Raw genomic sequence first — 22487 nt, forward strand, 5'->3', positions numbered from 1 at the left:
GACCCAAAACATAGCCCCCCTTTTATTCAAAGTATTCACTCATTCTCAACTTCACTACTCAATCCCTGCACACCGTAACTCTCAGTGTTAACCCTGATCTGATCCAAATCAGCATTACTTGGGTCAACAAAGTTTAAGGCACCGGTTCCACTAGGAGTCGACAAACGCATAAAGCTTCTATCAACATCCTGAAGATCGAACACAGGAACCTCAATACTGCCAGAAGGAGTATTCAGCTTGGTAGCTCCAAGAGGGGTAGAGATATTAGGATGAATATTATCATGGAACCACCACTCATTGACACTCCCGTTCCGTGGCTGTTCAACAACCTCCCGAGTCTTCAATTCATATCGTGTAGCGTTTGGAAGACCAGTAATTGTAGCTTTTTCCGAATCAGAAGAGATAGTTTGATCGTCAGTCCAACTGGAAGCACCTGTCTGCCTGTAAAAAATCTCATATTGATCCTCAAACGAAGCATTATCCGTCCAACCAAGCTCTAATTCCCCGCTACCTGTAGCTCGAGAAACCAAGTTAGTAGGAGCAGCAGGCTTAGTGTACTCATGGAGAATATCCGAGATAACCACTCTATCAAATCCATGGAAATCTGCTCCACCAAGACCACCACGACCACCTAGTCTAATTCTATTATCGGTAGAAAGGTAAGAATTAGGGACTAAAGCGCTTACTTCAACCCATCCTTGCTTGTTGTACTCATGGCCATGTGCAACTATTTCTTGCCAGGAAGAGCCATCATACCAGTCTATAACAGTCCACTCAGTTGAATTATCCATTGAACCTGTCGCCATCACACACTTAACGATAACATCCGATTCACCTGAAAGATCACCGAGATTCTTCTGAATCAAGTTACCGTCATTATCGATATCCTGTGTCAAATCAACCCAGTAAGTACCTTGATCAGCACCACTTATACCAAGATCTCCATTTCCACTATCACTTCTTACATTCGCTCCAGTAGTAGAATCCCAATTACTCAGGTCTCCAGATTCAAAATCATCCTCAAAATAGACATTACCATTATTACCGTAGTCGAAGTGAACATTCTCAGACCCAGAGCTACCATTCCAGTATCGGATCTTAAACTGGTAACGAGCATCTTCATTCAAGGTTTCGCCCGACATATCTGCCTCTAATGTAGTATTTGTATCTATTGTAAGAGTCTGTGTGTCACCTTTACTTGTTACATCCGTCCCCCAGAAACGCTGCCAGTTCCCGTATCCAGAACCAGTATCCTCGCGAAGAACTAAAGTAGTACTTATGCTACCTAAGCTCGCTTGATCAGTTTTATTAGTCCATTTAAATTCAAATGTATTAGCATCAGGTCTTGATACTGACGGCTTATGCGGTGGAATAGGTTCTGTGTAGACCGTCGAGGAGTATGTCCACGAAGAGTTTCCCGCACTGTTTTGAGCGCGGATACGGAACTTGAAAGAAGAGTCGATGCCGACCACTCTATCGTAGGGTTCATCACTACTGGGAGTGTAAGCTTGCGAGTAAGATGTGGAGCCATCGTCGTTGATTAGATTAGGAGCGCCTCTCGGATTTGTATACCCCATTCCATCACGATTAATGTCAACATTGTAATCGCCACGCTCGCCACCCCAATCATCTGGTTCATCCCAATGCACTGTGATCTGGTCATTGGCATCGACAGTTACAGAAACATTCTGCGGTTGGGAAGGAGCACTTACACGAGGTTCATATTGGATGTAGTCTGTCCAATGATCATATGCAGCGCCACAACAAGTATTTTGATCCATTGTCTGATCGGCGATATCTTCTGGCTGATTAACATTCACTATTTCAATGCTGGTGACAGGGTTGTTTGTGTCTAAGTTGGCTGTGTAATTCTTGACTGTTCCGGTTGACAGGTTTTCCCACCTGATATCATATGTTCCAGCACTGTAGTCGAAAGTCAAAGTTACCTCATGCCAATCATTATAATTAGAGCTTGAGTAGGCATCTACTCCTGATGAACCGTCCGTATATGTCCAGCCAGGATTAGTAGTTCCAAAACCACAAACACGGTTTCCGGAACTATCAAACAACTGGTAAGCTGCCCCATGGCTATTACTTGTCTCCTTATAATATATTCGGAACTTGCTTATTTCTTCGCCAAAACCCCGTTCAGCCATCAAATAATTATCATAATTAGTTCCATGGTCTCCATGCGCACTGTAAGAACCGGAATAAGAAGTAGAGTCTGTATTCAAGCCACTAACATTATTCCACTCAGCAAGATCATTATCCTCAAAATCATCCAAAACATTACTCAGTGCCATCTAAACACACTAAATCAACTTAAATCTTTCCTAAACCAGATTTTGTGATTTTCAGGGTTTTGAGGATCAGTTCGTCTCACATCAATTTCAGATAGGTCTAAATTAGTTTTTCTCTTGTTGAAGGTTTGTAGTAGTTGTTCTATCATGCCTGGGAGAGAAGATAGAGAGAGTGCTGCGGCGCCTGTACCTAAGCCGAGTACTTTCAGGAATTCTCTGCGTGAAGTCTTTTCTTCTCCCATCATTGTACCTCTTTTAGTCTAAGTTTGTGCAGTATACGATTTGTCCTGTTGTGGAAGGACCGTTACTGCTGCAGTCTCTTTTGTCTAAGACTGCATTTTTGATTTCGTTTTTGTTTAAATCTAGGTTTCCGTTCGGTATTTCTATGCTGCCGCCGTTATTAAGATACATTAAATGCTCGTTTGTTCCAACTTTGTCATGGATTACTAACCTGTTATTACTACCAGTTTGATCTTCTATTCTCCAGTTTGTGCCTCCTAAATCTATGTAAGCTCCGGAGTTTAATCTCATGTTTCCACCAACATCTAACGCTGTTCCACTGACGCCCGGACTAGCTATGTCAAGATTTCCGTTGGGGACTTCGACACCCCCACTATCTGGAATGATAATTTCATCGTTTCCTGTGTTGAAATTAAAGATGGAGAGACCATTCTTGTTGTTTGAGTAACCTAAGTTGTAGAGATCGTTACTATTTCTCTGGAAACGAATATTGACATTATTGCTTGATTCTGTGCTTTCCAGGGTTAGAGGAGTACTACTAGATTGGGTTATATCCAAATCGCCGTTCGGTATTTCTATGTTTCCTCCTGGTTTTGCTGTTAATGTGTTGGTTTCTCCGGGTTGGAGTTTGATGTTTCTTGATCCGCTGTTTGTTCCTATGTTGTATCCGTTGTCGGTGATGTTGTGGGTTGCCCAGTATGTTGATGTTGATTCTTCTGTTACCAGGAACTTTGCGTTGGCGGCTGATGCATCGATTATATCGCCGTTTCCAGGGTTGTTTACTGTTAGTTTTCCGTTTGGTATTTCCATGTTTCCGTTTTGCCGCATTATGAGGTTTACGTTTGTATCGTCGTAGAATCTGAAGCTTCCGTCTGTTGAGTATTCTCTTCCTATCCAGGAGTTGCCGTCTCCGTCGTTATCCATGTATTCGATTCTGCTGGGGTTGACAAGCTGGTTTCCGTTCAGGTCTAGGTTGCCGTTTGGTATTTCTACATTTCCACCTTCTTTGAGTCTTAAAATGTCTTGGTTGTTGTTTGTGTCTATGATTTGGATGTTTTGTCCGCCTGTCATTATCTGATCTGGTGCTATTATGTTGTTTGTGCCTAGTAGGTCTATTGATCCGTTGATGCTGTCGCCGTTTGCTCTTACGAAGTTGTTTTGTGTCCAGTTGAGGTTTGCTGCGTCTCGTGAGTTTTCCGGGTTTTTGAGGTTGGTTATTTTGTTTGTTCCCATGTTGATTGTTGTGTTGGCTTTGTTGCCTTCGTTGAGTATTTGTGAAAGGTTTTGGCTTCCTGATATTCCGTTTAACTGGTTGTCTACATAGTTTTTGGGTGCTGCGTCTGAATTGGATTGTGGTGTTGGTAGTCCTGTTATGTTGTTGCTTTTAGCGTTTAGTCTGCCGTTTAAGGTGTCTCCTTCTTTGTTGAGGTATGTGCTGTCTGCGTATCCTTTGGTCATTGGTGCTGATGTTGATCCTGGGTTGGGTAGTCCTTCGATTGTGGTTCCGTCGTTTAGTTGTATGTCTGTGTAGAATTGGACTGGGTCTGGGTCTCGGAATTCTAGGTCTGCGGCTGCTGGAACTGCTAGAAGACCGGTGATCAGGGTTAATACGAGTATTTTGTTGTTTAGCATGTTTGTCCCATGCAGAGGTTGTTGTCTGGTTTTATTTCTGTAAGGTTGAGGGTTCCATCAACGGTATTGTTTTCTTCACTTACATATCCTTCGAGGCTTCCCTCTTCGACGCCGCAGTTTCCACCTATGCAACCCCATTCTACCGAGTTGGTTTCGAGGGCTCCAGTCATCTCATCTCCGCTACGGTTGACATATTCTCTTACACGGTTGTCGTCTGTTGGACCGGAGTCCCCGCAGTTTCCGCCTAGACAGATATCTGAGTTCGTAGCTCGGAATGTAGAATTTGATTCAAGGGAACTGATTTCGCCCCCGCCGATTAACAGGTAAGGTATCTGGATGCTGTCCAGTTGTACTGGCAGCCTGATATCCGTTGTTTGCTTGATGTTAGGTACTTCTGCACGGTCGTAGACTACTGTAAATGTGAAATCGTTGCATTCTTCTGTTTTAGTTGCTCCACCTAAGTTGAATGGTTCGCTGCTTCTATAAAGTGCTTTACTTTGATTATTGTACAGTGTTTCGTTTCCTTCTATGATTATCTGGTCGATTACTACTTCTTCTGCTACCATGCTTTGAAGGGATAATGCTAGTTCTTGGCTTGTGGTTATACCCATCTCAGAGATTTTTACATCTCTTGTGCCAAGTGATTGGGGTTCAAGGTTACATGGGTCTGGTATCTGGGTGTATACCGTGCCGCTTATCAATGCTACTGCTACAACCATCCAACCGTAGTTTGCCAGGTATTCGATTGAGGACTGTCCTTTCCAAACTGCCACAAGGTTTATTCGGTGTTATTTGGATTAAAACCCATCGGTCAATAGAAAGGAAAAGAAGAATAATATAGTAGCTAGAACAGGTTGCTGATGCTGTCAATGATGTCTTGGAAAAGGCTGCCTAAACTATTCGATGATGTGAATTGACCTGTTATTGTTTCGCTTGGTCCTAGTTGGATGGTTCTGCTGCCGGTGAATTCTTCTCCATCATCTGTGACTGTTGCGGTGACTGTGTATTCTCCTTCTGGCAGGATGCTGGTCCTGTAGTTTCTTACCAGTACATCGTAGATCCTCTCTGTCTCTGTGTTGCGGTAGACCTCATCGCCTTCACTGTCGATCACGCTGGTTGTTATGCTGACCTGGTTGGATGTGTCTGGTTTTTCTTCGTCCCAGAGCTTGACATCGTAGCTTATCCTCTCATCTGCGGTTGATTTGTGGAGTATTGCGACGCTGTAGTCACTTGCTCCTGTATCCTCGATATTTAGGTTCAGTGGTATGTTCAGTGTCTGGTTGTTCCACTGAAGTGTCAGGTTGCCTGTATAATTTCCAGGTACTGAGCCGTTAATCTGGAGAGGCAGGTTGTTCTCTCCTTTCTTAGCTGTGAAGTTAGCCGGTACTGACACGATTTCGGATACATTTCCGGTTACACTTGTGGTGATGTTTGTGTCTTCCGAGACATTGAATGTCAGGTTGTAACTGTCATCTATCCCTGGTTCTATATCCAGGTCTACTTCGTTGTCTCCTGTCTGGATTCTTTCTTCAATGCTTTCTTCCTCTTCTTCATCTGTTGTGGTGAAGCTGCCTCCGAAGCCGCCTCCACCACCTCCACCGCCTCCTCCGCTGGATGAGCCGCCTGAGTCTTCATCGTCGCCGCCTCCGTCGTTGTCTGAGTTGGAGGATACTGTGATGTTGTAGCTTTGGATTGCTGTGTCTGTTCCATCTGATACTTGGATTTCGACTTTGTATTCTCCGGTGTTGCTTGGGGTCCAGGTTATCTTACCGGTGTTGTTGTTTATGCTCATGCTTTGCGGTGCAGTGTTGAGTGAGTATTCTAGTGTGTCTCCGTCTGGGTCTGTGGCTTGGGCATCGTAGGTGTATTGTTGGTTGACGGTTGCTGTTGTTTTGAAGCTGGTTGATGTGAAGCTTGGAGCGTTGTTTCCTGTTACTTCTATCCGCACTGATTCAGTTGCTGTTGATCCGTTGTCGTCTGTCAATGTCAGGGTTGCTGTGTAGTTTCCTGGTTGTGTGTATGTGTAGTTGGTTTCTATGCCGTTTGCTTTGCCTCCTTCTCCGAAGCTCCAGTTGTACTGTGTTATGCTTCCATCAGGGTCTGCACTGTTTGAAGCGTTGAAATTTACTGTTAGTGGTGCTTTTCCTTTTGTTTTATTGACTGTTATCTCTGGATGAGGGATTTGGTTTTTCGGTGCTTTGTTTACTGTCAAGCTGTAGCTTTGTGTGGTGCTGTTTGTTCCATCTGATACATTTAGTGTGACTTGGTGTGGTGAGTTATCGGCGTTGTTGTTTGTTGGTGTCCAGGTTACCTCTCCGTTTTGATTGATTGTCATGTTGGCAGGTCCTTGTTCTTTCGTGTATGTGAATGATGCTGCTCCGTTGTCGGGGTCGCTTACGGATAGCTGGTAGTAGTACTGTGTGTATGCGTCTACAGTGGTTTGTGGGTTTGATGTGATTGTTGGCGGGTCGTTTACGGGGTTGACTGTGATTTCAAAGTTGTTGCTGGTTGTTGCGCCGTAAGGGTCTGTTGCTTGGACTGTTACTGTGCATGTTCCGTGGAAGTTGGTGTTTGGTGCGATGTCTATCTCGTTTTCATCGATGCTGACGCCGCATTTGTCTGAGGAGACATCTATTGATACATCTAGGTTGTTGTATGTTGATTCTGCGTCGGATACGAAGTTCACTAAGTTCACATAATCGTATTCTGTGGTGTCTTCGTCAAGTGTTACATCTGGTATTTCGGAGACTGTTGGAGCTGTATTTTTCTCAGTTACTGTGACTGTCATCGAGTCTGAGTCTGTTGCTCCTGCAGTATCGGTGGCTGTGAAGGTGATCGATTCTGTGCCTGTCCATCCACTGGTTGAAGTTATGTTTACGTCGTGTGTATCCGGATCAATGTTGACATCTAGGTTTTGGTTGTCTTCTGCTCCATTAGATGTCCAGCTAATCTCCGATGCCAGGTCTTGCTGGTCTGATACGTAATTGTCTAGGTTGATATCGTTGTTGGTGTCTCCTTCGACTATTTTCTTGTTAGGGATATCAAGTACTTTTGGAGCAGTGTTGTTGTTCTGGATTACTACTGATTTTTGTAAAGGATCTGAGGTGGTTGATTCTATGGTTAATGAGCCGCTGCTCGTTGTATATCCAGTCTTGGAGACATTGAATGTGTAGCTGCCTTTAGTCAGTTTGGTGATCTCTGTGTTTCCGTTGGAGTCTGTTTGATTTGTTCTATCGTTTATTTTGACTTCTGCATTGTTTACTGGGTCTCCGTTTGTGTCTACTACGTTGAATTCTACTTTCCATTTTGGTTCTTCGGCTACATCTATTTCTAGGTTGGCAGTATCTGGAGAGGTAGGAGGGTTTTCGCCTTCTGTTTGGACTGATTCGCCGGCAACTTCTACAGTGTATGTTCCTGCGCTCTTTGGAGTCCAGCTGAATGAGAATGATTCTGCATCCTGTTCGTTTTGGTTAGCAGGTAGTTGTTCGGTGCTGAAGTTTACTTCTTGACCGTCACTGTCTCTTACAGTGTAGTTTACATCAGTCTTCACTGCAGTTTTGTCGTAATCGTTGTCGGCGTAGTTGCTTATCTTGCTGTAAGTGAATGTCTGTTGCTGTGTTGCTTTTGGATGGTTGTCCTGTATGTCTAGGTCGTTGATTAAGGTGTAGTACTCGTTCTGCGGTCTTTCCTCGTGTACTGTGATGGGTTCCTTGTCTGTGGAAAGTATGTTGGTGCTGCTGCACTGTGGGTCAATTACTTCGGTTGACGCTTGGACAGTGTAGTTCTCTGACTTGCTTGGAGTCCATCCAAACTCGACTTGGTCGGTCTCATTCATGTAGATGTTCTTCTGCTGCTCGGCAGTGTGAACAGGGTTTCCATCCGTATCAGTTACTTCTAGACTGATATTTGTATTAGCGGAGTAGTACTGATCCTTGTATGCCTCAGGTACATGATCTACAGGCCCTGCTTCCTCGAAAGCACTGGAAACCGTTGATTCTGCAGTCGCAGATACGTCTACCGTCAACGGTTCATTGGCATAAACATCGTTGGTAACTGAAAATGAATCGACTGTAGCTGAGCACTGTGAAATCTTCTCGAATTGGACATCCGTAGTGTTTCCACCGCATGATCCTGAACCACCACAGCTCCAGTCTGCGTATGCCTCTACAGGCACATATCCTGGTGATACATGGTAGACTGCGTAGCCATGGTCTTGGAGCTCTGCGGGGTAATCGATAGTTATCTCTCCATTACTGGTGGTGCCTGAGTCCAGAATGTTTCCTCCGAAATCTCCGACATTGCTGCAGTCGGTCGAGTTAAGGCAGTTGAACGCCATTACCTCGACATCATCGACATTATAATCATAATTTATCGTAGCCTGAGCTGCTGCAACACTTGTTAATGCAGCTGCAAACACTATCAGTAAACCTATTTTGCTGCCTATTTTTCTTTTCATTGTACTCCGCCTCCTCTGTCTTCTCCGCCCTGTAGACCGCCATTATCGCCGCCTCCGGAATCGTCGTCTTCATCATCGTCATTTGAACTGGATGAGATTGTGCTGCCGATTTCTTGATTGATTACTTCTGTTGGCATTTTGTCGAATGGTTTGCCTCTTTTTTCTAGGTATTCCATGATGTCGCTGAATTGCTCTTCTTTTATTTCATCTATAGGAGCTAAGTTGTCTATGAAGTTTTCTCTGGTTATTCCTAGTTCTTTGACTGGGGCTGCCGCTGCTTCTAAGTAGTCGAAGGCTTCTTCGTTTAAGTCTCTGTCTTTGAATTCGGAGCTGTCTTCCGTCATGTATTCATGGGCAATATTGTATATTGCCGTGGAGGATTCTAGAATATTGAATTTCTCTTTTCTATCTTCAAGCCGGTCATTGAATGCTTTTTCAGCAATTTTTTGGACCTTGCTGTTGTTTTCTGGGAACATCGTAGCAAGGTTGTGCATGTCTACGACCAGGTCTTCAAAGACATCTTCCCGGGAGCCTGTTAGTATTTTCTCTACTCTTCTTCCTAAGCTGTTTTCGTTGAATAATGGATTCCTGAGGTGGTAATGGCTGTCTGAATCTTCGATTAGTTTGTTGGCGGTTTTGAAGGCTCCGTCTCTGTGGTTTTTCCAGTCTTTGAAGTCTAGAGTTGTTGTTAGAGTTCTGTCGTTTATGTCGGATCTCCTTTTTATTTTGACTTTTCCTTCATCGGAGATTGAAATATCCTTCAAGTTGTCATCTTCGTTGAAGGCTCCGTAACTCCGCATAGGATTCATGTTATAGTTTTGTTCATTCGGACCTCTACCAAGCCCGATAATTGTATCGTTATCTACACCATCTCCTGACCAGTCGTCTTCGTATGGATTATCTGGTAGTTCGAAGCTACTTTTGTTGTCTGTTCTATGGTTCATCCATTCTACTTCGGTTTCGCTTATCTCTTGGTCCTTGTTTAGTACTCCGGCAAGGATGTATCTGGATCCATCTTGAACTGTATGATCTCCGTCTTGAATAGATTGGTCGGAGTTTTCATAGGCTAGTCCTACATCGTAGGCTTGTTCAACTATTTGGAATGCCTCAATGTTCTCTTCCTGGACACGGTTCATCAACTGTTCGGTTTGTCCGTTTTGTACTACATCGTCGTAGATGTCGATGAACTTGCCGAACTCGAAGTCTGGTTCGTACTCTGAGCTAGTACTTGTTTCGGTGCTGACATTGTTGTCGTACCATTCGGAAGCAGTTTCCAAGTCTTTCAATGTTTCAGCTGTATCTCTAGCTTCATCTTCTGATACAGAGCTTAAAGCCCTGTAGAATTCGGTTCTAGAGTTTGAAGACGAGTGGTGCTGTTCGTTGTCGACGAGAAGGTCGGTGATATTGATTTCTCCGCTAAAGGCGTCGCTTATAGCGCCTTCATCAAGACTTGTTCCATCTTCATCAAGGTAAGTTTCATCAAAGAATCCGTCATGAATTGTTTCATACGCCTCCTGCGCGCTAAGCGCCTCCGAACCCGAATCAATGTATTCACTGCTCTCCAGAACTGTCTCATGTCCGGATTCAAAGAAATGCTCCTGAACATCATCTACGTGATCATTGTCGGAAATACTGCCAAAGAAATACTCTTCCAAGCTCCCGCTATCATAATTTAACACTAAACCATCGTCTCTACTCGTACCAACACTCCCAGTCTCATCTGCCGCAGTCTTAGGCTTCGAAGAGTTAAGATCCATCGGATCTTTGGATCCAGGCAAACCATCAGAATCATCTTGTCTCCTTCCACCTAAGTAGACTGAAATACCTGAAGCTGCGGCAAGCGCACCTACGGCTACCATAGTTCTTCTATCTATATTTATATTGGTATAACTAGATTCTCCGTTATCTTCATTTCCAGACAATGGATTTTTTGGAATCATTTAGTAAAAACCCTCTCCCCTATTTACAATTATTAAGTAACAAAAACTTATATAGTTGCCTGTAGTCACGATTTTTTAAGAAACATAAAATAAAACCAGATTAAAACATCAGTTGCATTATACTATATACACAACTCTACACCGTTATCTGGCTTCTAAAGCTCAAATAGTTGATTTTTCTCTGAACATAACCTCTTCCAAGGTTATATCGGAAAACTGTTGATCTAACATAACTTTCCGGCATCAATGTGTCAAAATATCCTGAATATTCGCCTATTGTTGCAGTGATTCTGGTCAGTATTTTAACCTGTACAAACTCCAAACATCTCTATGAACTCAAAAATCCTATACGCCGGTATTATCCTACTTTCCCTAGCTATAGCAGTTTTCAGCCTTCAATCCCTTCAAAATAGTACTCCAGAGGTTGAAGACCGAAATGTGTCTGTGGTAGCTGAGGACCTGGATGTGCCATGGGGTATCGAATTTCTCCCTGACGGAGATATGCTTGTGACGGAGCGTCCCGGGAATCTGGTTTTAGTCGAACGAGAGAACGGCAGCCTCGAGAGAACTTACAGGATACAAGGAGTCGAACACAGAGGCGAAGGTGGACTCCTGGGAATAGCACTCCATCCGAGCTTCACGGAAAACCGCCGGCTGTACCTGTACATGACCACTCAAGACGGAGATATGCTTGAAAACCGAGTAGTCAGGTACAGATTAGAAGAGAACAGTTTAACTGATTCAGAAATTATAATCGAAGGATTGCCTGGCGCACCTTACCACGACGGCGGCAGGATAGAGTTCGGACCGGATAAAAAACTCTATATAACAGCAGGAGACGCAACAAACCCGGAATGGGCGCAGAACACCAGTAGATACGCTGGTAAAATCCTGAGACTAAACCCGGACGGCAGCATACCGGGAGATAATCCTTTTGACAACGCTGTCTATAGTTACGGCCACAGAAATCCTCAGGGACTTACATGGATAGACAACCAGCTCTGGGCTACCGAACACGGCTCTACAGGTAGAGATGAATTAAACAGGATTGAAAGAGGAGAGAACTATGGCTGGCCTGAGATAGAAGGAAATGAGGACCAAGGAGGAATGAGGCAACCGGTTATACATTCCGGCAGTGATACCTGGGCGCCGGCAGGAACAGCCAGTATGGACAACAGTATCTACTTTGCTGGCCTGAGAGGTAACGCACTTTACAAAGCCGAGATAGATGGAAACAGTGTGGAAAATCTTTCACGCCACCTAACCGATTACGGTCGCCTGCGCGCCGTAGAAAAAGGACCTGAAGAAGACCTCTACATATCAACCAGCAATACGGATGGGAGAGGAAATCCTGGAGAGAAAGATGATAAGATATTGAGAGTTGATCCGGAAACTCTCGGTTAAAGACTGGTTTGTTTATTTCACCTGGATATTTTCTCTTGCTTCGTAGATGTTTTCCCGCATCTCATCTATGTCGTAGAGGACAGGGTCATCGAATTCCTCGTCTTCAAAGTAGTTATTTATCGTTTCAACTGTGTGATCACTGATTATATCTGGCATTCTTCTTAGTTCGTGCTTTCTTCTATTTTCAAGCTGGTCAAGCCTTTCTTCCACTATATCCAGGTATTTTACAACTGTTTCTGCATCATCTACATCCATCGGCAAAGTATACTCTTCATTCACGTGAATTACATGATCTTCCAAAGTAGTTAAATCATCCTGGTAGTTAAGCAGGCTATTCCTTGTTATTTCTATCTCTTCAGAGACTTCTCTCTTGTTTGCCTTAATATATCCCTCAATCCCGGTCAAAGCATCAATATCATCCTCAAGAAAACCAAGATTACCTTCCAAAATACCTGAAGCTCTCTCAACAGAACCAGTCAGAACAGAATCAACACTCTCTCCCATAAACCCGCATTCAACAAGAAAATATTTTAATCAATCAAAACTTCACACTCCATAAAGGTAGAAACTAATGCACATCAAAGCAGTGATCTCCGCAACATCCAAAGAAGAAGCCGAACAAATCTGCGACCAACTACTGGAAGAAAAACTCCTTGCTGGAACACTGATTGTGGATGGCGACTCACGGTACCACTGGAAAGGAGAGATCGTCAACGAAACATACTACAACATCCAAGCCTACACAGTAGAAAGCCTGAAGCAAGAAATCATAGATAAAGTAAGAGAAATTCATTCTGACGAAACACCAATCATAGAATACACAGAAATAGACGGAAACCAGGACTTCCTAAAATGGATAGAGGAAAACACGAAATAATCTTGACTTGATTTCTAGAGATGTAAGAAGTTCAATCAGTTTTGAGTCTCTATTATGTCTTCCAAAATGTTTTCTGAACTTTCGGAAACTGTTTGAGGGAAAATTTTCTCAAATACATCTGTTTGACCTATTTCGTAAACTCTCAACCTTGGACATCCCTCTTTCTCATCATAGACAACCTTGGAATTCTCAAGATTCATCTGAATCAGCGAATACTCATCCCATCTACCTTCCTGCCAATCCTCTCTATCCTCATAGACTTTTTTCTTAGACTCAAAATCAGTTTTCACATCTCTTAAACGCCCTTCCTCTTTAACCAGACCTAAAGCTGGTTTCTGCAGAGGGAAAAATCTCTCAACAGCCTCAAGAACACTTTCAAAATCCTTGTCACCTCTCCACTCATACAGAGTGAAGCCCTCGTACTCCTCAACTTCAACACCGATACCAACATCCGAAAAAACAGCCCTAGAATTATACCTGCTATTCTTAGACTCATCAACATACGAAAGATGCTCCAAATCCTGATCAAAGTTCACTCAAAACAAAGAACATCTAAAACTTAAAATGTTGTTGTGACCAGCATTAAATAAATTTGATGCCTGAGTCTTATTCGTGTCCTTGAACCTAGATAGCTACCAGTATTCAGGCGAAGAACTTCTCGATCGCCTCGACGAACTGAATTCATCACTCGAAAGAGCAAGATATGCGTTAACACTGGAAGAAGAGATCAACCATCTTCTAGGAATCAGAATCCCTGAAAATCATGCCTTGGAAAACAGACAAACAGAGTACTGGCTAGATCAGGTAAGAGAAGCAGAGGCTGAGTTAGACACATTTTTCGAAGAAGAAACAACCAAGTTCCCGATCGAAACAGTTAATGAAAACGAAAGGGGAAATACTTCCTACACAGTGACCATAATGAACACAGGCGCTAACTCCTACACAGAGATAGTAAACTCATTCCAGGAAATAAACGGGAATCTGTCCGAAGGAGAACCCACAACCAAACACTCAGAAGTACCCTCAATGATCACAGCAGTAGACCACTCAGACCTCCTTATAGAAACATGGGAAAAACTCCAGAACACATACAAATTCTCGGAGAACTAGAAAAATAACTCTTTAGATAAATCTGGTAATTATGGAAACTCAAATCCGACAAGCAGAAAACTCAGACATAGAAAGAATATAGGAACTAAACACCGAACTATCAGAAATGGAAGCAGAAGAACACGACCCAACAATCGACCCAGAATGGACGCTAACAGAAGAAGCAGCCAACTGGTACAGAGAAAGAATAAACCAAGGAAACGGATTTGCAGTAGTAGCACAAGAAGACCAAACAGTAATCGGATACGCAATAGGAGTCACAGAATCAGCAGAAGAGTTCCGAACCACCGACACACTAGCAGAACTCGAAACCATGTACCTCCAACCACAATACAGAGGACAAGGAATTGGTTCTAAACTAGTACAAGAATTCAAAGACTGGGCACGAGAGAAAGGCGCAGATCGATTGAGAGTAGAAGCATCAGCCGAGAATGAAGACGCTATTCGGTTCTATCAGGAAAACGGTTTTGAAGATTACTCAGTTACTCTTGAGGAAGATTTTTAGCTAGGTAACTCTTCTATTATTCTGATTACTAGAACTGCCACTACTATACCTAAAATTGCAGGAATTATGAGTTCAAGCAAAGCTGAAGCGAACTGATTTATTATTGACTCATACTGCGGCAAGTAAATCTGTGCCACTATACTTGCTGCTAATATGATGAATATTGAGCCTATTCCAACCTCTATTATCTCTTCAACCTCAATCTTCATTGACATCACCATTTTTGAAGTAGTCTTTATTATGACTTATGAGTTCAATAAATTTGCTTCTATATTTTACAGCCTCATATAAAGGGAAAAGAACCACAAACGCCGAAATCCAGAGTGCTGCAGATTCGGGCATACCGGTGCTCTGTAAACCTTCTTTCATGCCAGCGAACCATTCTAATAGTGGCATCATCAGAGGAAGTATTATAGGGTTGATTACTTCTGTTTCAAATGCTCCGATGGATCCTATAGCACCTACTAAAACTATCAGAGGCTTCCAAGGATCTTCTTTAGCCTTCTCTCGGAATCTGTCTATCATAAATGTGGAAAGCATTTCCACCCGATTAGAGTAAGAAAATGCTAAATATGGTCGATTAAGGCTCGACCAAGCCTAATTGTTGAATAATTCTGAAAATGTTTGCGCCATCTTCTTGTAACCCATTAAGACTAGACCAACAGTCACCAATCCTGTTCCAAGGAAGAAACCTCCTGGAATTGAGGGAATAATGTTGGTCGCACTGTTCAATATTGCTAGGCCTCCAGCTAGGAAGATAATGGTTCCAGTAACTTCGATCAGGTAATCCTGTAAGTCATCTAGCCAAGTCATTTGAATCACCTCCTAACATTTTGAATACCCGCATTCGGGGCACTTGTTGCATCCTTCTTGTAGGACGAGCATGCCGCCGCAGTCTGGGCATTCTGGGTTGCCTCCGTCTTGGACGATTTTGGCTGCGTCTGCTTTTTCTTCTTGACTGGTTTTTGGCTGTGTTTCGCCCATTTGTTCCTGTTTCTGGCCGGGTGTTTCGTACTGGTCGACGGTTTGTTGGTTGCCGCTTTGTACTTGCATGTGGCGTTTCATTGCTTCTGCGATTGCGTCGGGTACGCTGTGGATCTGTGTTCCTTGGTCCCATGCGATTTGTGGGCTTCTGATGTCGTCTAGTTGTTTGATGACATCTTCTCCTTCTGCACCTGACCGTAGTGCCAGTGAGGTCATTCTTCCTAGTGCCTGTGTGAATGACTGGGTATAACCTCCGCTTTTGCCTAGGTTGGCGAATACTTCGAATGGTCCGTTGTTCTCTGAGTTGTTGATGGTGACGAAGAGGTCGCCGTAGGCTGTCTCTATTTCCTGTGTGGTTCCTTGTGCGACTTTTGGTCTTTCCTTGACGTTTTTGGATTTGCCCATTTCTGTGGCTCCGCCTTGGTCTGGGCTGTCGGCTTCTACTCCTTCCTGTGTTACTTCTTTGTCCAGGTTTTCTGTTTCTTCGTCTTGGAGTTGTACTCCTGTCTGGCTGACTACTTCTTCGAATTCGTTGGATTGTACTAGGTCTTCTGGTCCTCCGAATTCGTCGATGACTTCGGAGAGCATGTCGACTTTGTCCATGTCTGTCAAGGTGTTTTCTTTGTTGGTTTGCATGACTTGTGTGTCTCTTGTTCCGTCTCTGTAGACTGTCATGCCTTTGACTCCTTTGTCGTAGGCTCGCATGTAGGCTTCTCTGACGTCGTCTTTCGAAGCTTCGTTTGGGAAGTTGCATGTCTTGCTGATGCCTGAGTGGTTGTGGTGCTGGAATGCTGCCTGAATATCGATGTGTTCGGCAGGGCTGACCTGGTTGGCTGTGGCGAAGATTTCTTTAACGTGTGCCGGAAGAACTTCGTCGGGAATACTTTCTACGCCTTCCCATTCGTTGTTCTCCATCTTCTCCTGTGCAGCTGCCTTGACTTCCTCTACATCTACATCGTTGGCTTCTAAAGCCCTGATGAAGTAGTCGTCGAACTCGACAAGCATGTCTTCTCCTTGGATGTCCTTTGCGACGTTCTTGAAGTAGGCCAGGCTGAAGATCGGTTCACATCCTCCGGAGGTGTTTCCGATCATGGATGTTGTTCCGGTTGGTGCGATGGTTACCGTGTTGTGGTTTCTCATCTTGAGGCCGTCCTCAAACTCTTGTGGATCAAGACCTCCTGTGTACTGTTTGAACCATTCCTCGTGTTCTGTCGGGTTTGCCCACTTGGATTTCTCCCATTCTGAGAATTCTCCTCTGACGTCTGCGAGTCTGTTGGATTCTTCGATTGAGAATCTTGTGATCAACCGCTGGATTTCTTTGGCGATTGCTACTGATTCGTCTGAACCGTAGCGGACTCCTAGCTGGATCAGCATCTGTGCGTATCCCATGAGTCCGAGTCCAACCTTTCTTAAGGAGCTGACTGTTTCCTCGATCTCTTCCAGTGGGAAGTCTGACATGGTGACAACGTTGTCGAGGAACCGTAGACCTGTCTTGGCGACGTATTCGAATCTTTCCATGTCCAGTGCTTCCTGCATGTACTCCTGAACTGCTGCCTCTAGATCTGCCTGGTCGTCGAAGTTATATCTTCCGGAGTTTTCTTCCTTCCATTCTGGGAAGCTTAACGCTCTTCCATCGCCTTTGTCGTCTACTAGGACGGACAGGTTGATGTGTCCGAGGTTGCATGCCTCGTAGTTCTCCAGTGGCTGTTCTCCACAAGGGTTGGTTGCTTCGATCCGGTGCTCTGGATGCTTTTCGACGTCGAAAGAGTGCATTTCGTTGGTTTGGTCGTACATGAATAGTCCTGGTTCTCCGTTTCTCCATGCTCCGTCGATGAGACATTCCCAGATGAATCGTGCTGGGAGTGTCATTTCTTCGCCGGGTTCGAGGTCGATGTCGTATTTCTGGACTTCGTCTCCGAAGGTTGCAGCGAAGTCTCTCCAGAAGTTATCATCCTTACCTTGGTCTGAACCTGCTGCTTCCGGGTACCATTCTTCGTCCGAGTTGTAGAACTGTGCGGTCATCTCTGCGACTTCGAATGGTTCGTCGGTTCTTGGGTTGATTAGTGTGTATTCTTCGTCGTTTTTGACTGCGTCCATGAAGTCTTCCGTCAAGCCGACGGAGATGTTGAAGTTGGATAGGTTTCCTTCTTCTCTCTTGGCTGTCACAAAGCGAAGGATGTCAGGATGGTCTACTTTCATGATTCCCATCTGTGCTCCTCTACGCTTCCCTCCTTGCTTGATGGTTCCACACATCGTGTCGTAAACCTGCTGGAAGCTTAGTGGGCCAGAGCTTACTCCTCCTGTACTGCTCACTCTGTCGCCTTTTGGACGCATTAGGTGGAATGGGTATCCCATGCCTCCTCCGGACTGGAAGATCTTTGCAGCGTCGTGAACTGTAGAGAAGATGCTGTCCATGTCGTCTTCTGGGTGGACGACGAAGCATGCTGAGAGCTGTTGTAGTTCTGCTCCTGCGTTCATCAGCGTTGGAGAGTTAGGCATGAATGCTAGGTTGGACATTAAATCGAAGAATTCTTGCCAGCTCTCCTCGAAGTCTATATCATCGTATTCTTTGTCGGGTTGCGCTACATTCTTGGCTACTCGTTCGAAGAGTTCCTCTGGTTCCTCCACCGTTTCTCCTTCCTCGTTTTTGAGGAGGTATCTGGATGGCAGGATCCGTTGGTAGGCGTTTTCTGTCAGTCTTTCTTCGACTGTGTCGCCTGTTACTCTTTTTACGGGTAGTTTGAAATCTGACTTTTGTTTGACTTTGTTAGCCATGGTTAAACCACTTGATAATATAGGATTAAGTTATTATTTTGACTTCAGAGACTCTACTTCTTCTTTAAATGATTCTGCATCTTCAAACGATTCGTATACTGATGCGAATCTGATGTAGGCTACTTCGTCTCGTGTTGAGAGTTCTTCTTTTATTTTGTTGCCTATTTCTTCTGATTCGACTTTGTTTTTGCCGCGGACCATTTTCTTGACTTCTTCGATGATTTCTTCGACTTCTTCTGCGCCTAGTGAGGTCTTGTTGGTTGCTTTTTCCAGGCCATCGCGGATTTTTTCTTCTCTGAATTTTTCCGTTTCTCCGTCTCCTTTGATGACTTGGATGTCGAGGTCGTCGGCAGTTTCATATGTTGTGAATCTTTCTCCGCAGCTCTGGCATTCTCTTCTTCTACGGACTTTTCCCTCTGATTCTCTTGAGTCCACTACTTTTGTTTTGCCGTCGCTGCAGTAGATGCATTTCATTTGGATATAGTTACCTCTGGCTGAACAATCAACCACTATATGTCGTGGAGAACTCTATTCCCCTCCCACAACATCTTGTGCCTTTGAGTCAATATTCCAACCTACTCCTTATATATCCTGCGATGTTGACCCAAAACGAATGTTGAGTAAGAAGTGACAAATTTAGAATAACTTCATATAAAGTTTTATGTTATAACTCTGTGTTAGTGGCAGAGAAGAATCCTGAATGGGTGATTAGAAAACAAGAGGAGGATCTTTCGAGTATTATTGATGAGGGTGTTTTTGGTCCTCCCCGTTCTGACAGTAATTCTGAGTTCACAGATTCGTTTGATTTCAATAATATTCCTGTTGATCCTGGGAGTTCCTTTGAGGATATTTTTCCATGTGCTGGAAGTCTAGTAGATTGTTTAGAGGTTGGAAGCTTTGCAGAGGTGCTTAATTTTCTATCAGCTAATCCAAGGTCTGAGGGAGAAGGTTATACGAATAAAGCAGGGCTTCTATATGCGGTCGATAGCTCCGTCAACTCCCAAATGGTTTTAGGTTTGAAGGAATCGACGTATCTCGATGCACTTTCTGACTTTGAGGATAAGAATTTGGTTTACTTTGATGATGAAGAGTCTCCACAGATTACTTCAACTGGGAAAGCCGTAAAAGAAGGTTTAACTCCTCTAGTCACAGAATTTGAAGATTATCAGGATGCCTCTAGAATCCTGTCTCGAGTGGCAGGGAGAAAACCGTATCAAGAGGATCGTCTTCTAACATTTCTCTACTCAATGGAGACAGAGGAATCTTTTACAGAAATAGCTGATAATTTGGAGGCTGGCAGAAGGGCTGCAACCATAAGATATGAGAAAATGCGAGATGATCATGGTCTATTTATAGGTGAGCCGGATAACAGGAAGAGAACTCCCAGAGGAGAGAACACCTACCAAAGCATTGCAGCAATGGCTCACATGCTAGATAGAGTGTCTTCTAGAGAATATCTGTCACACAGCTGAGAGTTTTAAGAATGAGACAGGAAACCACTAAATATGACTAACAAAATTGTACCTGATACTTCCGCACTGATTGATGGAGAAGTTTCCAAACTTGTTGATGAAGGAGAGTTAGAAGATGTTGAAGTGGTTATTCCGGAGTTTGTTGTGGATGAGTTGGAGAATCAGGCGAATAAAGGAATGGAAGTAGGTTACAAAGGTATCGAAGAACTAGAACAGTTTCAGGAACTTGATAATATAACTGTTTCCTTTACTGGTAGGAAGCCAACTACTGAAGAGATTAAGATGGCTAGTAATGGCCGTATCGATGCTTTGATTCGTGATGTTGCTGAGGAAATGGATGCTACTTTGTTTACTGGCGACTATGTTCAGTATCGCTTGGCTGAGGCTAAAGGCGTTGATGTAAGATTCTTTGAAACTGAAGATGACTTGAAGTTTTCCTTGGAGGATTACTTTGATGATAAGACTATGAGTGTTCACTTGAAGGAAGGTGATGTTCCGAGGGCGAAGAAGGGTTTGCCGGGAGAGTTCGAACTAGAACAGATAGGTGAAAATGTAATTGAAAGAGAGGAGATTGAGGACTTGATTTCTGAGACTATTGAAAATGCTGAGATGAGTGATGAAGGACTTATCGAGATGGAAGGGAATGGGGCAACAGTAGTACAAATAGGTAAGTACAGGATTGCTATAACTCGTCCTCCTTTCTCTGAAAAGGCTGAGATCACGGCTGTACGACCTGTTGCCAAGGTTGGATTAGAGGATTATGATTTAAGCGATGAGTTGATGGATAGGCTGGATGAGAAAGCTGAAGGAATCCTGATCGCCGGTGCACCAGGGCATGGAAAGTCTACTTTTGCACAGGCATTGGCAGAGCACTATGAGGCTAAGAATAAGGTTGTTAAGACGATGGAGAAGCCGCGTGACCTGGATGTCGGCGAAAGAATCACACAGTACTCAGAACTTGATGGCTCGATGGAGAATACTGGTGACTTCCTATTGTTAGCTCGTCCTGACTATACTATCTATGATGAGGTACGGAAAACGCGGGACTTCGAAGTATTCTCCGACCTCCGCCTGGCAGGAGTAGGGATGATTGGTGTTGTCCACGCTTCGAAGGCAGTGGACGCTGTTCAAAGGCTGATCGGCAGGGTTGAGCTGGGAATGATTCCGGAGGTCTGCGACACAGTAATCCACATCCAGAACGCAGGAGTGGAAAAAGTATACAAGATTGAACTCACGGTCAAAGTACCGGAAGGAATGACGGAAGAAGACCTTGCAAGACCGGTCATCCAGATCTCACGATTCGAAAACGACAAACCGGAATATGAGATCTACACTTACGGCGAGGAAACGGTTGTTGTACCGATCGAAGAATCCAGTGTAGAAACCGGAGCTCAGAGACTAGCCCGTGACCAGATCAAGCACCGACTCAAAAAGCATGTGAAAAACCCGGAGATAGAGTTTATCTCAGATGATCACATCAGACTTCTCATTGATGAAGGAAACATTCCACAGATTATCGGTCAGGGCGGCGAGAGAATCGATGAGATAGAGGACGAATTAGGTCTCAGCATCACTGTAGAGCCTCGAGGAGCAAGTAACAAGGAGAATATTGACTACGATATCGATGAAAGAGGTAATTCTGTAGTATTAGAACTGGGTGAAGAATACGCCAGCCAGGATGTCGATATTTTTGATGGAGAGGAGTACCTGTTTACCGCAACAGTAGGGAAGACAGGAGAAGTTTCACTGACTAAGAGTTCAGAGGTAGCAGGCAGAATACTTCGATCTGCCTCTGATCACAATCTCGAGGTCAAAGTCTAGTTTCTTTCCTTGATTTTTTGTTCTATTTCAGGGATGATTTCTTCGGCAAATTCTTTGATTTGTCCTGCTTCTTCCACTTTGATTTCTCTTGCTTCATATCTTGATTCGTTTCGTAACTTTCTGAATCTGTGCAGCCTGTTTACTATGGATCTGTTGAATTCTAATTCGTCTTTTGCATAAGCTATGGTGGAGACATGGTCGTTTGATTTGTATCCATCAGCAGCCATTGCTGCCTCTAAAGCCTCTCTTAAAGACTCATATATGTTTTCCAGGATTTCAAAGGCAGTGTTTTCATCTATTTTCCTGGACTTCTGGTTCTCAAGTCTTGCCTTTGATCTTTTGATAAGTCCTTTTTGCTTTGCGTAATCTTCGCTTACTTCCTCAACTCTGTCATCCTTCAATAGTTCGTTAAAATTCCTCATAGTTCAAGATGACCTCTCATAGTTATTCCATTGGCTAAAGCTTCCACAAAGTTTTCTCCTGCTTCATCAAGTTTAATATTGTGGATGTTTATCTCTCTTCCAAGCTCTTCCTCATATTCGCTTAAATCCCTATCAAATTTTTTCCCTTCTAAAACCGCTATATCTATATCACTGCTGGCTTTATCCTCTCCACGGCTATAACTACCGAATAAGACTATTGCTACAGGTATACACTTCTCTTCGATTGAATTGATTAACCCAGAACTAGTCAAACTGTAGATATTGTAAGCTCTTTTTACATCTCTGAAATATTTGTTCCTAGATGCCTGTATCTCCATTCTTCCCCTATTCTCTCCAACCGATACTAACCCTTCTTCCTCAATTTCACTAACTATTCTCGAAACTGTGGATGGTGCAACACTAACCTCCTCCGCCATCTCACGGACTCCAAACACCCGATCAGGATCCCGAAAAATTGTTTTAACTATCAAACGCTTATTTTTTGAATCAAACATGTGTTTAATATATCAAACAAAGTTTTTAACTCTG

21 protein-coding genes are annotated in these 22487 nt (G+C 43.7%); 6 read left to right on the forward strand and 15 right to left on the reverse strand.

The window, feature by feature from the left end; genetic code table 11:
• Positions 1–35: 35 nt before the first annotated feature.
• The 6 genes from LC1Nh_RS02425 to LC1Nh_RS02450 all read right to left on the reverse strand — a co-directional run bounded on the left by LC1Nh_RS02425 (position 36) and on the right by LC1Nh_RS02450 (position 10568).
• Positions 36–2303, reverse strand: a complete 2268-nt coding sequence (locus tag LC1Nh_RS02425; RefSeq protein WP_153550120.1) for a fibronectin type III domain-containing protein — start codon at positions 2301–2303, stop codon at positions 36–38.
• A 14-nt stretch (positions 2304–2317) separates the two neighbouring features.
• Entirely contained in the window at positions 2318–2542 is a 225-nt protein-coding gene (locus LC1Nh_RS02430) for a twin-arginine translocation signal domain-containing protein (protein WP_217907076.1), read from the reverse strand.
• A 13-nt stretch (positions 2543–2555) separates the two neighbouring features.
• Entirely contained in the window at positions 2556–4172 is a 1617-nt protein-coding gene (locus LC1Nh_RS02435; protein ID WP_153550122.1) for a hypothetical protein, read from the reverse strand.
• On the reverse strand, positions 4166–4945 hold the full coding sequence (locus tag LC1Nh_RS02440) for a hypothetical protein (protein WP_153550123.1): 780 nt from the start codon (positions 4943–4945) through the stop codon (positions 4166–4168). The genes LC1Nh_RS02435 and LC1Nh_RS02440 overlap by 7 nt, the downstream gene beginning before the upstream one ends.
• 71 nt (positions 4946–5016) lie before the next feature.
• Positions 5017–8628, reverse strand: coding sequence for a putative Ig domain-containing protein (locus LC1Nh_RS02445; RefSeq protein ID WP_153550124.1), 3612 nt, complete (start codon positions 8626–8628; stop codon positions 5017–5019).
• Positions 8625–10568, reverse strand: coding sequence for a hypothetical protein (locus LC1Nh_RS02450; protein WP_153550125.1), 1944 nt, complete (start codon positions 10566–10568; stop codon positions 8625–8627). Before LC1Nh_RS02450 ends, LC1Nh_RS02445 begins: the two co-directional genes overlap by 4 nt.
• A 330-nt stretch (positions 10569–10898) precedes the next feature.
• On the opposite strand from LC1Nh_RS02450, the gene LC1Nh_RS02455 reads away from it, so the two are divergent.
• Complete coding sequence (locus LC1Nh_RS02455) at positions 10899–11972, forward strand: PQQ-dependent sugar dehydrogenase (RefSeq protein ID WP_153550126.1); 1074 nt, start codon at positions 10899–10901, stop codon at positions 11970–11972.
• Positions 11973–11984: 12 nt separating this feature from the next.
• Here the strand turns inward: LC1Nh_RS02455 and LC1Nh_RS02460 are convergent, their stop codons facing one another.
• Positions 11985–12476: a hypothetical protein gene (locus LC1Nh_RS02460; protein ID WP_153550127.1), complete on the reverse strand. Its 492-nt coding sequence runs from the start codon at positions 12474–12476 to the stop codon at positions 11985–11987.
• A 67-nt stretch (positions 12477–12543) separates the two neighbouring features.
• Between LC1Nh_RS02460 and cutA the strand changes: the two genes are divergently transcribed.
• Positions 12544–12849 (forward strand): divalent-cation tolerance protein CutA, encoded by a 306-nt coding sequence (gene cutA, locus LC1Nh_RS02465; RefSeq protein WP_153550128.1) that lies wholly within the window; start codon positions 12544–12546, stop codon positions 12847–12849.
• Between the two features lie 35 nt (positions 12850–12884).
• Here cutA and LC1Nh_RS02470 read toward each other — a convergent pair whose 3' ends face one another.
• A complete protein-coding gene (locus LC1Nh_RS02470) occupies positions 12885–13385 on the reverse strand; it encodes a hypothetical protein (protein ID WP_153550129.1) in 501 nt (166 codons plus the stop codon).
• A 76-nt stretch (positions 13386–13461) separates the two neighbouring features.
• Here LC1Nh_RS02470 and LC1Nh_RS02475 point away from each other — a divergent pair, with 76 nt between their 5' ends.
• Positions 13462–13959, forward strand: a complete 498-nt coding sequence (locus LC1Nh_RS02475) for a hypothetical protein (protein WP_153550130.1) — start codon at positions 13462–13464, stop codon at positions 13957–13959.
• A 106-nt stretch (positions 13960–14065) separates the two neighbouring features.
• A complete protein-coding gene (locus LC1Nh_RS02480) occupies positions 14066–14464 on the forward strand; it encodes a GNAT family N-acetyltransferase (protein WP_153550131.1) in 399 nt (132 codons plus the stop codon).
• On the opposite strand, the gene LC1Nh_RS02485 is transcribed toward LC1Nh_RS02480, so the two are convergent.
• From LC1Nh_RS02485 to nrdR, 5 genes are read right to left on the reverse strand one after another with little or no spacing between them, the layout of a single operon-like run.
• Entirely contained in the window at positions 14461–14685 is a 225-nt protein-coding gene (locus tag LC1Nh_RS02485; RefSeq protein WP_153550132.1) for a hypothetical protein, read from the reverse strand. The two genes, LC1Nh_RS02480 and LC1Nh_RS02485, sit on opposite strands and share 4 nt — an antisense overlap.
• Positions 14663–15004, reverse strand: a complete 342-nt coding sequence (locus LC1Nh_RS02490; RefSeq protein ID WP_153550133.1) for a hypothetical protein — start codon at positions 15002–15004, stop codon at positions 14663–14665. The genes LC1Nh_RS02485 and LC1Nh_RS02490 overlap by 23 nt, the downstream gene beginning before the upstream one ends.
• 57 nt (positions 15005–15061) lie before the next feature.
• Positions 15062–15277, reverse strand: a complete 216-nt coding sequence (locus LC1Nh_RS02495; protein WP_153550134.1) for a hypothetical protein — start codon at positions 15275–15277, stop codon at positions 15062–15064.
• Between the two features lie 12 nt (positions 15278–15289).
• The gene (locus LC1Nh_RS02500) at positions 15290–18223 is read right to left on the reverse strand and encodes an adenosylcobalamin-dependent ribonucleoside-diphosphate reductase (protein ID WP_153550135.1); all 2934 of its coding nucleotides are present in this window, start codon (positions 18221–18223) and stop codon (positions 15290–15292) included.
• 33 nt (positions 18224–18256) lie between these two features.
• Entirely contained in the window at positions 18257–18697 is a 441-nt protein-coding gene (nrdR, locus tag LC1Nh_RS02505; protein ID WP_153550136.1) for a transcriptional regulator NrdR, read from the reverse strand.
• Between the two features lie 206 nt (positions 18698–18903).
• Between nrdR and LC1Nh_RS02510 the strand changes: the two genes are divergently transcribed.
• Together LC1Nh_RS02510 and LC1Nh_RS02515 are read left to right on the forward strand one after the other, a co-directional pair.
• Entirely contained in the window at positions 18904–19695 is a 792-nt protein-coding gene (locus LC1Nh_RS02510; RefSeq protein WP_153550137.1) for a hypothetical protein, read from the forward strand.
• Positions 19696–19728: 33 nt separating this feature from the next.
• The gene (locus LC1Nh_RS02515; RefSeq protein WP_153550138.1) at positions 19729–21516 is read left to right on the forward strand and encodes a PINc/VapC family ATPase; all 1788 of its coding nucleotides are present in this window, start codon (positions 19729–19731) and stop codon (positions 21514–21516) included.
• Here the strand turns inward: LC1Nh_RS02515 and LC1Nh_RS02520 are convergent.
• Both LC1Nh_RS02520 and LC1Nh_RS02525 read right to left on the reverse strand, forming a co-directional pair.
• Complete coding sequence (locus tag LC1Nh_RS02520) at positions 21513–21938, reverse strand: hypothetical protein (RefSeq protein WP_153550139.1); 426 nt, start codon at positions 21936–21938, stop codon at positions 21513–21515. The genes LC1Nh_RS02515 and LC1Nh_RS02520 overlap by 4 nt on opposite strands.
• Complete coding sequence (locus LC1Nh_RS02525; protein WP_153550140.1) at positions 21935–22453, reverse strand: nucleotidyltransferase domain-containing protein; 519 nt, start codon at positions 22451–22453, stop codon at positions 21935–21937. Before LC1Nh_RS02525 ends, LC1Nh_RS02520 begins: the two co-directional genes overlap by 4 nt.
• Positions 22454–22487: the final 34 nt, after the last annotated feature.

It is taken from the genome of Candidatus Nanohalobium constans (genome assembly GCF_009617975.1).
Classification (GTDB): domain Archaea; phylum Nanohalarchaeota; class Nanosalinia; order Nanosalinales; family Nanosalinaceae; genus Nanohalobium; species Nanohalobium constans.